This window comes from Leptospiraceae bacterium (assembly GCA_015075105.1).
Lineage (GTDB): Bacteria > Spirochaetota > Leptospiria > Leptospirales > Leptospiraceae > JABWCC01.
On record JABTUZ010000002.1, the window covers coordinates 834,632 to 849,456 of the forward strand.

The 14,825-nt window shown below is 34.6% G+C and carries 14 protein-coding genes; 6 read left to right on the plus strand and 8 right to left on the minus strand.

Going from position 1 to position 14,825, the window contains the following annotated elements; translation table 11 throughout:
* On the plus strand, nucleotides 1-477 hold the full coding sequence (locus HS129_13775) for an RNA pyrophosphohydrolase (protein MBE7413103.1): 477 nt from the start codon (nucleotides 1-3) through the stop codon (nucleotides 475-477).
* The gene (locus HS129_13780; GenBank protein MBE7413104.1) at nucleotides 474-1,559 is read left to right on the plus strand and encodes an adenylate/guanylate cyclase domain-containing protein; all 1,086 of its coding nucleotides are present in this window, start codon (nucleotides 474-476) and stop codon (nucleotides 1,557-1,559) included. The genes HS129_13775 and HS129_13780 overlap by 4 nt, the downstream gene beginning before the upstream one ends.
* A 7-nt stretch (nucleotides 1,560-1,566) precedes the next feature.
* Here the strand turns inward: HS129_13780 and ftsZ are convergent, their stop codons facing one another.
* The 3 genes from ftsZ to HS129_13795 are packed head-to-tail and all read right to left on the minus strand — an operon-like array spanning nucleotide 1,567 to nucleotide 4,702.
* Nucleotides 1,567-2,703 carry a cell division protein FtsZ gene (ftsZ, locus tag HS129_13785; GenBank protein MBE7413105.1) on the minus strand — a complete coding sequence of 379 codons (1,137 nt, stop codon included), beginning with the start codon at nucleotides 2,701-2,703 and terminating at the stop codon, nucleotides 1,567-1,569.
* A 10-nt stretch (nucleotides 2,704-2,713) separates the two neighbouring features.
* Nucleotides 2,714-3,949, minus strand: coding sequence for a cell division protein FtsA (gene ftsA / locus HS129_13790; GenBank protein ID MBE7413106.1), 1,236 nt, complete (start codon nucleotides 3,947-3,949; stop codon nucleotides 2,714-2,716).
* Between the two features lie 3 nt (nucleotides 3,950-3,952).
* On the minus strand, nucleotides 3,953-4,702 hold the full coding sequence (locus tag HS129_13795; protein MBE7413107.1) for an FtsQ-type POTRA domain-containing protein: 750 nt from the start codon (nucleotides 4,700-4,702) through the stop codon (nucleotides 3,953-3,955).
* A gap of 272 nt (nucleotides 4,703-4,974) precedes the next feature.
* Here HS129_13795 and HS129_13800 point away from each other — a divergent pair, with 272 nt between their 5' ends.
* Nucleotides 4,975-5,775 carry a hypothetical protein gene (locus tag HS129_13800; protein ID MBE7413108.1) on the plus strand — a complete coding sequence of 267 codons (801 nt, stop codon included), beginning with the start codon at nucleotides 4,975-4,977 and terminating at the stop codon, nucleotides 5,773-5,775.
* Between the two features lies 1 nt (nucleotide 5,776).
* Here HS129_13800 and galE read toward each other — a convergent pair whose 3' ends face one another.
* Together galE and lpxA are read right to left on the minus strand one after the other, a co-directional pair.
* The gene (gene galE, locus HS129_13805) at nucleotides 5,777-6,751 is read right to left on the minus strand and encodes a UDP-glucose 4-epimerase GalE (protein ID MBE7413109.1); all 975 of its coding nucleotides are present in this window, start codon (nucleotides 6,749-6,751) and stop codon (nucleotides 5,777-5,779) included.
* A complete protein-coding gene (gene lpxA, locus HS129_13810; protein MBE7413110.1) occupies nucleotides 6,752-7,543 on the minus strand; it encodes an acyl-ACP--UDP-N-acetylglucosamine O-acyltransferase in 792 nt (263 codons plus the stop codon).
* 64 nt (nucleotides 7,544-7,607) lie between these two features.
* Between lpxA and HS129_13815 the strand changes: the two genes are divergently transcribed.
* A complete protein-coding gene (locus HS129_13815; protein ID MBE7413111.1) occupies nucleotides 7,608-8,219 on the plus strand; it encodes a hypothetical protein in 612 nt (203 codons plus the stop codon).
* A 19-nt stretch (nucleotides 8,220-8,238) separates the two neighbouring features.
* Here the strand turns inward: HS129_13815 and HS129_13820 are convergent, their stop codons facing one another.
* Nucleotides 8,239-9,417, minus strand: coding sequence for an acyl-CoA dehydrogenase family protein (locus tag HS129_13820; protein ID MBE7413112.1), 1,179 nt, complete (start codon nucleotides 9,415-9,417; stop codon nucleotides 8,239-8,241).
* A 188-nt stretch (nucleotides 9,418-9,605) separates the two neighbouring features.
* On the opposite strand from HS129_13820, the gene HS129_13825 reads away from it, so the two are divergent.
* A complete protein-coding gene (locus HS129_13825) occupies nucleotides 9,606-10,637 on the plus strand; it encodes an arylesterase (protein MBE7413113.1) in 1,032 nt (343 codons plus the stop codon).
* 1 nt (nucleotide 10,638) lies between these two features.
* Nucleotides 10,639-11,247, plus strand: a complete 609-nt coding sequence (locus HS129_13830) for a PilZ domain-containing protein (protein ID MBE7413114.1) — start codon at nucleotides 10,639-10,641, stop codon at nucleotides 11,245-11,247.
* A 61-nt stretch (nucleotides 11,248-11,308) separates the two neighbouring features.
* Here the strand turns inward: HS129_13830 and HS129_13835 are convergent, their stop codons facing one another.
* Both HS129_13835 and HS129_13840 read right to left on the minus strand, forming a co-directional pair.
* Nucleotides 11,309-13,867, minus strand: a complete 2,559-nt coding sequence (locus HS129_13835; GenBank protein MBE7413115.1) for a cation-translocating P-type ATPase — start codon at nucleotides 13,865-13,867, stop codon at nucleotides 11,309-11,311.
* A gap of 11 nt (nucleotides 13,868-13,878) precedes the next feature.
* Entirely contained in the window at nucleotides 13,879-14,724 is an 846-nt protein-coding gene (locus HS129_13840; protein MBE7413116.1) for a hypothetical protein, read from the minus strand.
* Nucleotides 14,725-14,825 lie beyond the last annotated feature (101 nt).

Sequence of the window (14,825 nt, forward strand, 5' to 3'; positions counted from 1 at the left end):
ATGAAGCTCTATAGAAAAAATGTGGGTATGGTCGTTTTCAATTCCAAGGGAGAAGTGTTGGCAGGAGAAAGAATTCAATTCAAAAATTCTTGGCAATTTCCACAAGGTGGTATTGATGAGTCTGAAAAACCTGAAGAAGCAGCAATACGAGAACTTTACGAAGAAGTTGGAATTGAAAACGGAAAAATTATTTTTGAATATCCAGATTGGATAAGCTACGATTTTCCTAAAGAACTCACTCTACACGCTTCCCTTAAAAAATATAGTGGTCAAATTCAAAAATGGTATTTGATTTTTTGGGATGGAAAAATCTCTGAATGTAATTTGGAATTATTTGAAAGAGAATTTCTTTGTGTATGTTTTATGCCTTTTCAGAAATGCCTTGAAAAAATTGTATATTTCAAAAAACCAATATACGAGAAACTTTTACTACAATTTCAACCCAAAATAGACGACTTTCTAAATAGCAATAAATGAATTATTTAAATCAAGAGCAAGTTCAATTCTTAGTAGATAAATCAGAGCTAATTCTACTCGAAGTAGATTTGAATTTTACAGTCATTAGTTTCAATCCATTTTTTGCAGAACTTTTCAATCTTTCTGAAGAGCATAATGTAAAGCTCAATCTATTCAACAATGTTTTTTCTAAACCAATTGACTTGTCTTTCATATCTTCTGTTTACGATCCTATTCTAACCGGAAAAAAAAATGAGATTGATTTTTCTTCACAAGTACAAGGACAGAAAGAAAGTGTTCAGGTAGAGTGGAAGGTAAAGCGAGTTCAAGATCCAACAAGCAAAGAAATTGTGTTGTTTCATATCGGTAAAATAATTATAAATAGCGAGCTAAATCAAAATGCAATTCTTTTATTACAAAATGAAATCCTAGAAAAAAATCATTCTCTAGGTTTAATTACAAAACAATCTGAAATATTGAGTAGAATTATACAACAGTATACTCCAAAAGCCATCTGGGAAAGAGCTATACTTTTTATGGAAACAAATGAATTGGATATTCCTAATGCAGTAATGGAGTTGACTTTTTTATTTTTAGATATTAAAGATTTTACTTCTTTTGCAGAAAAGCATAGCCCTGAAAGAGTCATACTTGCCTTGCACGATATTTTTTCTGTAGCGATGGAAATTATTGATCGGAATTCAGGCGACGTGGATAAATTTATCGGAGACGCTATTTTTTCCGTATTTGACAATCCTTTGAATGCTTGCAAGGCGGCATTAGAAATTCAAAAAGCAGTCGGTGAAATCAATGAATCCAGAATTAATTTAAAAGAAGAGACTCTACATTTACGAGCAGGGATCAATTCAGGAAAAGCGATACGTGGAAATGTTGGCAACTCAAGAAGAAAAGACAACACTTTGATAGGGGACTCTGTAAATGTAGCAAGTAGGTTAGAAAAACTTTGTGATCCGGATAAAGTTTTAATCAGCGAAAATACTTACCAACTTGTGAAAAATGACATAAAAATTACGTCCGGCGAAAAAGTGAATATTCGTGGAAGAGAGTCAGAGCTTACGGTTTACTATATCGAAGAGGCTTAAAAAAAAGTTAATCTGCTTTTCTTCTTAAATAAGCCGGAATATCATAATCCTCAGTGTAACCGGTACTAATTCTTGGAGAGGACTTAATACTTCTCGATGAGTCAACCAAGTCAGAGTCATTCAAGCCTACTACTTTGGCTTGCACTGATTTTTGGATTTCTAAATCATCTTTCTTTATTGGTTTAATTTTCTTATTGAATCCGGTTGCAATTACTGTAACCCGAATTTTTTGATTTAAAGAAATATCTTCATTTAATCCAATGATTATATTTGCATTTTGATCTACTTGAGATGTAATGATTTGTGATACTTCGTTCCAATCATGGATAGTCAAATCATTTCCGCCACTTACATTGATGAGTAATGAGCTTGCACCATTGATAGAGCTGTCTTCCAATAATGCGTTATTGATTGCGTGCTCTACAGCTTCGCTGACACGATTTTCACCTATTCCTTCTCCTACTCCCATGATTGCATCACCCGTATCTTTCATTATAGTTTTCACATCAGCAAAATCTACATTGATAATTCCCGGGTGATTGATAATGTCACTCAAGCCTTTTACTGCATTGAGCAAAATATCGTCTATAACTCGAAAAGCTAAATCAATCGGGCTATTTTTATCTACTACTTTAAATATAGAATCGTTGCGAATTGTAATCAGTGTGTCCACATTTGCACGTAAGGCATTCAATCCAGAGTTCGCAAGCTCAGCTCTTCTTTTCCCTTCAAATGTAAAAGGCATAGTAACTACACCTACAACAAGGCATTTCAACTCTTTTGCAATTTCTGCAATGACGGGAGCTGCACCAGTTCCTGTGCCTCCACCCATTCCGGCAGTAACAAAAATCATATCAGCTCCTTTTAGAGCTTGAACAATTTTGTCTTTGTCTTCTGCTGCGGACTTACTGCCCAATTCAGGATCCCCGCCTGCTCCCATCCCGCGAGTGACTTTGCTGCCAATTTGAACTTTATTTTCAACAATAGATTTTTTTAATACTTGTTCGTCTGTGTTGATTACTAAAAATTCTACTCCTTTTAAATTGGAGTTTGCCATTCTACTGACTGCATTCATTCCACCGCCACCTACACCTACCACTTTGATTACTGCGGGGCTTGTTTTCTCTTCTTCTAAATATAACATCTGATTCCCTCTATAAATTATTTTCCATCCATCTACGGATTTTTTTTGTCCAACTTCCCTTCTCTGTGTACCCAGTGGAAATATTCTCTTCTGTATTTACTAACCTTGATGCGTATTTTATTAATCCTATTGCGGTAGAAAATTCTGGGGTAGATACTTTTTCGGTTAACCCGGACAAAGCTGCGGGTCTTGCCCTTCCCACAGACAATCCAAAAACGTCCTCTGCCAATTGCTCTATTCCAGGCAAAAGACTTCCCCCTCCGGTCAGAATAACCCCTCCTGCAAGCGATGATTTTTTTCCTGAACGAACAATTTCTGCATCGATGAGCTCTAAAATTTCTTTCATCCTTGGCTCAATAATTCTTACCAAATCTTGTCTAAGGATAGTTCGAGCCGGCCTTCCACTGATTGCAGGTATATCTATTTTTTCAGTAGGATCCATTTCGTCTGCAAGTGTGTGTCCAAATCTTTTCTTAATTATTTCTGCTGCATCAATCGGTGTTTTCAATCCAATCGAAACATCGCTTGTAATATGGTAACCACCAAGCGGGATAATGGAAGAAAACGTAACTCCTCCGTCAATATAAATTATCAGATCACAAATCCCAGCTCCAATATCTATTACCGCAGTTCCAAGATCTTTTTCTCCAGATGTTAAAACTGTTTCAGATGAAGCAAGGCTTGACAAAACTCGATCCATTTCAGATAGACCTGCAGACTCTAAACAGCGATTCAAATTGTGGATAGTAGTGTTTCCAATAGTAACAATGTGTACTTCGGCTTCGAGTCTGACTCCTGTCATTCCAATCGGGTCTTTGATGTTTGTCTGATCATCCACTGCAAACTCTTTTGAAAGAACGTGAAGAATCTGCTGGTCTGCCGGAATTCTAATAGCTTGGGCTGCATCAATAACACGAATAACGTCTTGTTCGGAGACAGTTCTTTCTTTGTTTGTAATAGCCACAACCCCTTTTGAGTTGTCTGCTCGAATTGTTCTTCCGGTAACATTTACGATTACTTGGTTGATTTCTTGTCCACTCATTAACTCGGCGTCGCCTATCGCATCTACAATGGATTTTATTGTAGTGTCGATATTGATAATTCCACCATTCTTAATACCTGTTGAAGGAGATGTTCCGACTCCTATGATTTCAATTTCTTCATTACCCAAAGCTCTACCCACTACAACTTTTGTCAGTGAAGAACCAAGATCTAAAGCTACAATGGAATTTGATAAATCGTTCATAGTCTAATGGTAAACCGCATCCTCTCCACGAAGATCAAGAAAATTAACTTCCTTGTTTTGATTTTCAAAATACGCTAACGAAGCATAAAGTTTTCTGATTTGCTTTCGATCAAGGGTAGTACCGATTTGTACTTTTATGGGTTTAGGATAATGAATATAAAAAAATATTTCTCCGTCTTTGTTTTTTAAAATTTCAGAAGTGCGATCATGAATAGAAGGGTAGGCTTCAAAAGAATCGGATATGGTAGTAATAAATTCACTGATTACAGAATTTTTAATTTTATCGTCTTGAAAAGAAATATCACCGGAAATAACAGGAATAGAAAATTCTCGAATATCGTTTGTTGACATTACATTGAATTCATCGTCTATTTCATGAAGATGATCTTTTGTGCGAATGATAAATTTAGCTCTTCTTTCAACAATGGAAATCAGCAACTGGTCTTTAGATTTACGAGTGATGCTCACTGATTTAATTCTTGGATGTCCCTTTAATATTTTTTCTAAATTATTAATATCATAATTTTTAAATGATACTCCAGGCTGAATTCCTAAAAAATTTATGATTTCTTGAGAACTTAGCTTATTGTGCCCCATTACTATCAACTTATTTGCTAAAGTTGGAATTTTCTGTCCTTCCGAAAAAAATAAACTAAATAGGAAGACGAAAACTGCAAGACTAATCGCAAATACATAAATCCTAATCCTTTTATTGAGGAATAGCTGTGAAATGTCAATAATATTATGTCTCATTATTGAAAACCTTTTAATTTTTTTAAAAAGCCCTATGATTCAGTTTCGGTGAATTCTGAAAAGTTCACAATCAATTTTATGTCTATAAAATGCCCTTTTGTAGAAGATCTTCTCTAAAAAGGTACTTTAAAATACTGACAAATCGCCATTTTCCAGAAACGTGAAAAACTAATTATAGGGTTCTTGTCAGAGTATATTAAAAATATCTTGACTCTGCCTGTTTCATTGTTAAAGCTACTATATAGTCTTTAAAATCCGAAAGAAAGGTTAAAATGAATAAAATCCTTTTTATATTAGTTATTAGTTTTTCTTTATTTCAGTTCAATTGCTCCACTACTGAAGAAGTTCAGCAGCCACAACAGCAAGTCACTCCACCTCCCCCGCCACCGGAAAAAACTCCTGAAGAATTAAAAGCTGCTGCTAAGACTCTTAGAACTGCACTAAAAAAAGGCAACTCTGAGTATTTTACAAATGTGAAGTTTGATGAATTAGAGCCTGCCTTAGCTTATACAGATTCCAAGGGAAAAAAAGTCATTCCAAAATTTGGTTTTAGAGGAATCTCTATACTAATTTCTGCTTTCAAAAACCAAGATGCACAGGTAAGAAAGGCGATCTATTTAGAGTTGGGGTTCTCTGACCTACCTGCTATCGAAGGTGGAACGATTGCAGATTCGATGGAAAAAGATGAAGAGTCTAAGTTGCAATTAGAAATTTTAAGAAATTCGCTCATTCTCCAAGCAGAAAGTGATCCGATAGCCCAAGGCGAATTCCAAGAGTTATTGAAAAAATATTTTGTTTCTTCTTCGCCTCAAAAAACTTACAAGTCTATTTTGAAAATTGTGAATGATTCTAACGCTAATCCTGAAACCGCAAAATTTTTATTGCAACAATTAGAATTTACAGATGCCGGAGGACCTGTGGCGGTTTTTCCTGAATTTAAAAAAAGAAAAGCAAAATCAAAGAAATTTGCAAAACTCGCAGAAATAGTTCAAAATTCAGAAATCAAAGAGAGCTTAGAAAAATTATCAGAATTGTACAAAACTCCTCCAGATAACGCCGGAGAAACAAAATAGACTATTGTCTATAATTTTTGTAAATTTTCCACATAGTTTCAAGTAGAGATTTTGAATCGCTCATAACTGGACTCCAATTTAAAAGCTCTTTTGCTTTTTTAGAAGATGCAAGTAGTTTCACAGGGTCTCCTTTTCTTCTTCCGGAAATTTTATGAGGAATTTTTTTTCCTGTAATTTCTTCTGCCATAGATAAAATTTCTTTCACTGAATATCCACTTTCAGAGCCGAGGTTTACTGTAATTGAAGTGTTATTTTGTGAAATGTAGTCAAGACTTAAAATATGAGCATGGGCTAAGTCGGATACATGAATATAATCTCGAATGCAAGTTCCGTCCATAGTATTATAATCATCTCCAAAAATCTCAAATTCTTTTTTCATTCCATTAGCTGTTTCCATGATAATAGGCAATAGATTTGCAGGAGTTTGCTCTAAGCCTTGAATTGCGCCATCGGGATCGTAACCGGCTGCGTTAAAATATCTCAATGCCGCATAACGTAAATTTTTTAGTTTATCATACCATTGTAAGTTTTCTTCTATACATAGTTTAGTATAACCGTAATAATTTTCTGGCTGCAATGGATGGTTCTCATCAATTGGAAGATATTTGGGTGCTCCGTAAACTGCAGCAGAAGAAGAAAATATAAAATACCTACAGCCATTTTTTACCATAGTAGTAATTAATTTTAGAGTGTTGTTTAAATTATTTAAGGAATATTTTTCAGGGTGAGTCATAGACTCACCTGCCGCTTTCCATGCTGCGAAGTGAAAAACAGCGTCTATATTTTTGTAGAAAATTTTTTTTAGTAATGTGTCGTCACCGACATCTCCAAGAATAAATTCATTTTGTGAAAATAAATTTTGGCGAGTACCTTTTTCAAGATTGTCTAAAACTATTATTTTGTGGTTTTTCTTATTCAGCTCATGTACGATATGACTGCCGATATAACCTGCGCCACCTGTAACAAGAATCCTCAATCATCCACCCACTTCTCTGTGTGCAGTAACGCCTCTGTCGCTTTCTTCAAAAAATTTCACAATGCTTTTGGCTTCTGCACTTTTAAAATCAGCCTTTTGGATTTCGGCTAAAGCTTGAGAAGTGTTCAACTTTGAATGATAGATTAGCTTATAGACTTTTTTTATTTCGTCGCGGATTTCAGGTTTAAACCCAGCTCTTTTCAACCCTACAGTATTTAGTCCGATAACCGAAGCAGGATTTCCATCGGCTGTACTGTATGGAGGTATATCTTTCACGAGTTTGGCACATCCCGCAATCATTGCATATTCACCAATACGAACAAACTGATGAACTGCAACTAAACCGGATAAAAATGCCTTTCTCATCACTTGCGAGTAACCCCCAACTACAGTTCCGGGGACTACAATGATTTCATCTGCAAATTGGCAATCGTGACCGACATGAACTTGATTCATAAAAAAGTTTGAATCCCCTATTTTAGTAATTGCTCCTTCTTTAGAGCCTCGATGAAAGACGCAGTTTTCACGAAAAATATTATTGTCCCCGATTTCCAAATAAGACTTGGTTTCGGGTTTGAAGCTGGTGTCCTGCGGAATACCACCGAGTGCAGCTCCGTGAAAAATTCTGTTAAATTTTCCGATTTTTGTGCCAGAATAGATTCGGATAGAGCTTTCCAAAATACTGCCTTCTCCGATTTTAACGTCTTTCTCTATAACTGTATAGGGACCGATTTCGACTGACTCGTGCAGTTCTGCACCCGGGTCAATTATTGCTGTAGGATGTATCTTCATAGAATATAGAAAATTTTGGGTGGTTGAAAATTCAAGTATTTTGTAAAATAGGAAAATAAAAGAATTGTTTGCTATGGCAGAGGCTTTCAAAAATTCTACTTTTATGAAAAATTTTTTCTTTCTTATCCTTGCTATTTCTCTATTTTGCAAACCTAATTCTGAAAAGAAAATCGAAAAAATCCTGTCCAACTCTACTATTACAGATGAATCTGCGTTAGTTTTGATTGCAAGAGAGGTCTGGGGAGAGGAGTTTAAAAGTGCAGAAACAGAAAGACTAAAAAATTCTAAGATTTTGATAAAAGTAGTTTCCGGTTACAAAACAGCTCTGACTTTTTATAGCCAAGAAGACTATGCCAAGAATACAATAACTCAAATCTCTATAAGAATTTTACAGATGCTTCAATCCGGAAAATCAAGAAATTTAGACTCACTTGTAGTTGTTTTCAGTAAACCTTTTTATATTAAAGGTACGGAAGAGATGCAGGATGAGTTTGAAATTTTTAGAGCTCGGGTGGATATGTCTGATATAAAAAATCCGGATGAAATATTTTCGATAAACTATTTTGATGAATTCGTAAAAGGCAAACCTTCTAAAAAAGCCATCCAAAACGCAGAGCAAATCCGTAAAATTTGGAAAGTAGAATTGAACGACTTTGGCAGAATAGAAGTTAAGTAATTCTGAAAATTTTTAGTATTTACCCACCATAAATTGCTTTCAAATCATTTGCTATATTTTTTTGCATAGCTTCATTTGTACCGCCACCTATAGATAAAAGAATTGCGTCTCTGTGCAGTCTCTCTACAGGATATTCCCTGCAATACCCATATCCGCCAAGAACTTGGATAGCGTTACGAGAAACCCTCTCTCCCATTTGAGTAGCTACTAACTTCGCAGATGCAGCTCCAAGAGAATTTCTATTTTCAGGATGAATTTCTGATGCCACTTGATAAACGAGTGCTCTTGCAGCAGAATAATCTGAGTATGACTCAGCTATGAGTCTTTGAACTTGTCCGAATTCGATTAGCTTTTTTTCAAAAGCCTCTCTATGCCGAATAGAGTATTCACACATAATATCTATGCTACGTTTTGCGATTCCGAGAGACTGAGCAGCGAGAGTGACTCTTTCAATTTCCAAATTTCTCATCATGTGCCCGATTGCACCATTCTCTTCACCGACTAAATTTTCTTCGGGGACTTCCATATCCTCAAAAATTAATTGAGAAGTAGGAGATCCTCTCATTCCCATTTTCTCTTCTTTGTTCCCTACTTTAAAACCTTTGAAAGAAGACTCTACAATAAAAGAAGTAGTTCTTCTGGAAGTTTTAGATAGCTTGCAATACACTAAAAATACTTTTCCTGTAGTCCCATTTGTGATGAATTGTTTTGTACCGTTTACAATATAATGCTTCCCTTTTTTTTCAGCCATAGTTGACATCCCGAGAACGTCAGTACCTGCTCCCGGCTCTGTCATACCCATTCCTGCAATCCATTCACCGGACAAAACTTTGTCTAAATATTTTGCTCTTTGTTTTTCATTTGAGCTATAATAAAAATTATTTACAAATAAAACTTCATGCGCTAAATACGATAAGGTAAATCCGGGATCGTACTTTGACATTTCTTCATGGATAATAACTGCTGCTACCGCATCTAAACCAAGTCCTCCGTCTTTTTCGGGAATTGTAATTCCAAAAAGCCCCAATTCAGATCCAAGTCTCTGAAAAACAGATACGTTAAACCCTTCGGATTCATCAAAACTTTTTGCTTGAGAGTCTAACTCTCTTTTAGCAAATTTTGAAATATTCTCTCTAAGTTCTTTATGCGCTTCAGTTGGTTGAAAAAGTCCTATTTTTGATGATTCATTAGAATTCATGTAGTTTCCTTAGTTTATTTGTTTACTATCTATGTTATTTTCAAGGTCAATTATGAATGCCACTTGTAAAGTAAAAACTTTCATTTTATATTTAAACTGAGAATATTTTGTAAAAAAATAATTTCACCTTTTTAAAAAAGATTTACTTTGAAAGTGTTTGATTTGATAATTGCCACTTTGGGGGATATATGTTTCAAAAATTTATACTAAAATTTTTTAGCCTTTTTGTAATTATTTTATTTGTGGGGTGCTCTTCACAAATTGTAGAGAAACCTTTAAAAGAGTGCAAAAGAATTCATGGATCACCCGGCCCTGAAGATATAATTATTCACAGACCTTCAAAAAAACTATATATATCGAGTCACAATAGAAGAAACTTTGAAGAAACAGGAAAAATATTTTTCATTGATTTGAATAAGGAATCGAAAGATTGGAAAACTCTCCCTATTGAAGGGAATTATCCAAAAAAATTCAGACCTCACGGAATCAGTTTAGTAGAGAAAGACGGGAAGTTAATCTTGTATGTAATCTCTCATGCAATGGAAGAAAACAAGAAGAATACGATCGAAGTATTTGAAATTATCGGCGATAAAATAAAACATTTAAAAACCTATAGCGATCCAAGTCTGACTTCACCGAATGATTTGATTGCACTTCCTGACGGAAGAATTTTTGTATCTAATGATCACGGTACCGGCGGCAAGTTCAGGAATCTTTTTGATGACGCTTTTAAATTAAAGAGATCGAAGATTGCTTTCTTTGACAACGAGAAATGGAATGATTTAGGAGAAGGCGTTGCATTTGGAAACGGAATTTATTATAGAGTAGAAGACGGGAAAGAAATAATTTACCGAGCCGTTTTTATGTCCGGCACAATTTTAAAATATCAATTAGTTAAAACTGAAAAAAGTTATGACTTAAAAATGATTTCAGAAATTCATATTCAAAGCGGAGTGGATAATATCGAACCGGATGAGAACGGAAATCTATATGTTGCAGCCCACCCATCTACATGGAAATTTTTACAACATGCAAAAAATAAAGAAAACTTTTCTCCCTCTGAAGTTTACAAGATTTCCAAGGATTTAAAATTTACAAAAATATACGCAAACTCAGGAAAAGAAATATCGGCTGCAAGCACAGCGATTCCTTTTGAGAATAAGCTAATCATCAGCCAAGTATTTGAAGACTTTCTTTTAGTTTGCGATCTGGATAATTGAAATGTCAATACTGAAACAAAATCTACCTGTTCAAATTGTGCCTATCGAAGATAATGAAGAAGGATTAAAATATCAAGGTATTCTAGAAAATTTAGAAGCTCAATATATTCAGATCAAGATGGGAGAAGATTTTTTTAGGTTTAATTCATCTGATAGTATTCAAGTTGAATTTACAATGGGGAATTATAATTTTCGATTTGATTCACAGGTTCTTATGAAAGCCAATCCGATCATACAAGTAAAAAAACCAAGTACAATCCATAAAAAACAAATACGAAAATCTCACAGACTAAAAACAGATCAAAGGATTTCTTTTACGATGTGGACAGAGGGTGGACGTTATGAAGCTACCATGACCGATTTGAGTACAGTTGGAATAAAAATGATCTCTGAAAAGCAATTACAAAAAAATACCTTGATTAGTTTGAATGTTTTTTTTCCGGGAGAGTCTTTGCGTTTTATTTGTCAAGGGCTTGTAATGTGGTGTCGCACAACCCAAGAAAGCGATTTGTTTTTTGAATCTGGAGTGAAATTTACAACTCTATCTATAGAGACCATGAAAAAGGTAGATAGGTATATCAAGGAAAAAATACATTTGAATAAATCGTAACCATAAGTTTTTCCAATCTAAAAAAAATTGTTGTATAGATAGTGCTAAAACTTAGACAAGTTTATTTATCTCTTAATAATTCGATTCCCCTTTTTTTAGAAATATATTTAACGATTTCAAACCATATAATACTTAAAAACGCAAGGCATAAACCAATAAGTAAATGTTCCCATTTTGGAAATGAGAACTTAAAAATTTCTTGAATAAAGGGAATAGACATTGTTAGTGTAAGGAAAAATATTGTTGAGCCGATTACCCATTTTAGTGCAGGGTTATTTCGTTTTAATGATTCAAATATAGTCAATGACCAATGTCTGTTTGTAAAAATCAAAAATAGATTTGACAAAACCAATGTATAAAAAGTCAAACTTCTGGATTCGGCTTCTGAGTTTCCTGAATAGATTGAAAAAATATAAATAGAAATAACTGTAATTGTAGAAATCAACCCCTGAAGTATACTCAATATCAAAGATCGCTTTCCGAACAAAGGCTCATTTGGATTTTTGGGATTTCTATTCATTAGATTTTCTTCTTCATCTTCTGACTCAAAAACAATTGAGCAAGCAGGGTCGATTAGCATTTCTAAAAAAACAATATGAATAGGAAAAAGTACTTTTGGCAAATTGAATATCACAGGTATTAAAGAAATTCCAGCGATTGGTATGTGAACACTGATTAAATAGGCAAATGTTTTCTTTAAATTATCAAATATTTTTCTTCCAAGTCTGACTGCGTTTACAATCGAAGAAAAATCATCGTTCAATACAACTAAGTCGGCACTTTCACGAGCTACGTCAGTCCCTCTTTCTCCCATTGCAACTCCGATATGAGACGCTTTCAATGCGGGAGAATCATTTACTCCGTCCCCGGTCATAGACACAATCTCTCCATCTTGTTTAAGAGCCTTGACTAAAGATAGTTTTCCTTCCGGTCTCATTCTGCAAAAAATATTCACGGACTTAATTTTTTCGGAAATTTCAATCTCGGTCATTTTTTCTAATTCTTGCCCGGTAATAAATTCATTTGAATTCTTTAGTCCGATTTGAGAAGCTATACTTTTTGCAGTTGCAGGGTAGTCACCTGTTATCATAATTACTCGGATCCCTGCATTGTAAGAATCTTGAATAGCTTGAAGGACTCCTTGCCTTACAGGGTCTTCCCATCCTACAAAACCTAAAAATTCAAAATCAAAATCGTGCTGGTTTTTTGGTAGCTCTGCTTTGTTGTAAGTAGATTTTGCGATACCGAGTATTCTTAAACCTTCACTACCAAGTTTATCTACAACTTTTCCAAGTTCCATTCTCTCACTTTGAGGAAGATGACACAGATCCATAATGTCTTCTGGTGCACCTTTAGCTGAAATTATATAGGCAGCATTATCTGAAGTTTTATAAGCATGAGACAAAGCTAAAAGCTCTTTTGAAATAGCATACTCTTCTTCAATTTCCCAGCTTTCGTGAAGATGTTCCGTGTTAAATAATTTTGCTTCTCCGAGTTCTTTAAGAGCTTTCTCCATCGGATCAAACGGGTCTTTGCTACTTGCTAAAATTCCATACTCTATAATTTCATGAAATTCTTCCGGTAGAGGGTCATTTTTTTTTCGAGTAACGTCATAATACTCTCGACCAACAAAGATTTTTTTAATTTGCATTTTGTTTTCGGTGAGTGTTCCTGTTTTATCTACACACAAAACTGTAGCTGAGCCTAAGACTTCAAGTGAAGATACTTTCCGTGTAAGAATTTTTTTTTGTGACATTCTCCATGCACCGATTGCAAAAAAAATTGTAACGACTATTGGCATTTCTTCGGGAAGAATTCCCATAGCAAGAGTCAACCCGGTGAGTATTCCTTCTTGCCAATCATTTCTAAAAAATCCGTAAATCCCAACTACCAAAGTACACAAAACTATTGCTATAAGTAAAATTACTTTTACAATTTTTTTGGTTTCCTTACTAATCTTAGTTTCAGTTTTTTCGACATCTTCTAAAGACTTTCCGATTTTACCCATTTCGGTATGAACACCGATAGAGGTTACTTTCACGACCCCTTCACCTTTTACGATAAGGCATCCCGCATACAAGCAATTGTCACTAACGTATTCACTTTCTGTTTGAGGGTGCTTATCTACTGCAATAGACTCTCCTGTCAGAAGTGACTCATCTACTTTCACGCTTCTTGCCCAAAGTAAAACACAGTCTGCCGCTACTCGATCCCCTTCTGCAACGATCATAACGTCCCCATACACAACATCTTTTCCGGGGATTCTTTTCTTTACTCCATCTCTTATCACTAAAGCTCTGGGGCTTGCGAGATCGCGTAACGCATCTATAGCTTTTTCTGTTTTATTCTCTTGATAGATAGTAATTATTGCTATTACAAACATGAAAACTGTTAGGGTGATTGCCTCTGAAAGGTCACCCAAGATAAGATAAATTGTAGCACAAATAAAAAGTAGTAAAAGCATCGGTTCAGAAAATACTTCTATAACAATAGAGAGTGGACTTCTTTTCTTTCCAGTTGGAAGTTCGTTGACCCCGTGAAGTTTTTGATTCTTTCTTACTTCAGCATCAGTTAATCCGTGGATCTCTTTGATTTGACTTTCATTTAAATCGGATTTCATTATTAAAAAGATTAGTCTAAAAATCTACCATCGTAACTAACTTCATACGATTTAGCTAATTCATCATTGGCAATATACAGAGGGACTGAAAAATTTATCTTCTCTGAAGGCTCTAATGTTTGATTCGGAATAGGCAAAGAATCTATAGAAATGATTTGTTTTTTACTATTGTATGTAATACAGATTACGGAAATATTTGAGACACTTTTTGCACTGGAATTTTCTAACATTCCTGAGATTGAAAATGACTTTCTGTTGTATTGTCCCTGCACTAATTTTGAATTTATAGTTTTTATTACAGGGAGTGGGACATCAGTTGAAGATAAATTTTCAGAAGATAGGTTTGCAGAATAGCTTTTATATTTAGGGGGCATAGATGCTAATACCTTTACCGGTGAAGTTTCTCCTTTCATCAGTTGTTTTTTTATACAATACCCGAAAACTGAACTAACTTCATTTTTGTTATCATCGAATAATTTAACGGTTACTTTTCCATAGTGGATGGCTCTCTCTCCTGTATTCCTGCAAATTCCCAAAAAATATACATTTCCGATCACATCCGGAACAGGATTTAGATCTACTACTTCCCCTTTTATAGACGAGTTTGTGGGGGGAGGAACTGTGGATGGTTGTAATTTTGCATATTTAGAATCTAAAATTCCTGACTGACCAATCGCAGTAAAGGTTTGTTCAGGATTAGCAACTACATTGGGTAGAATATTTTTTGAATTTTCTGCACGCGTATAAAATTCAATATTGTAAGATGGCTCATTTGAACATTGAAATAAATAAAAAACTACAATCGTAAATCCAAGAAGAAAAATAAAAAAACCTTTTTTTATAGCGAATCTATTCATTCTTTCAATTTTGAATTATTCCTCTTTCTATTCAAGAACTTTTAGTATTTTAAATTCAAGTCTAAAAATACTTATTTAATAAAATTCGGACTTTGAATTTT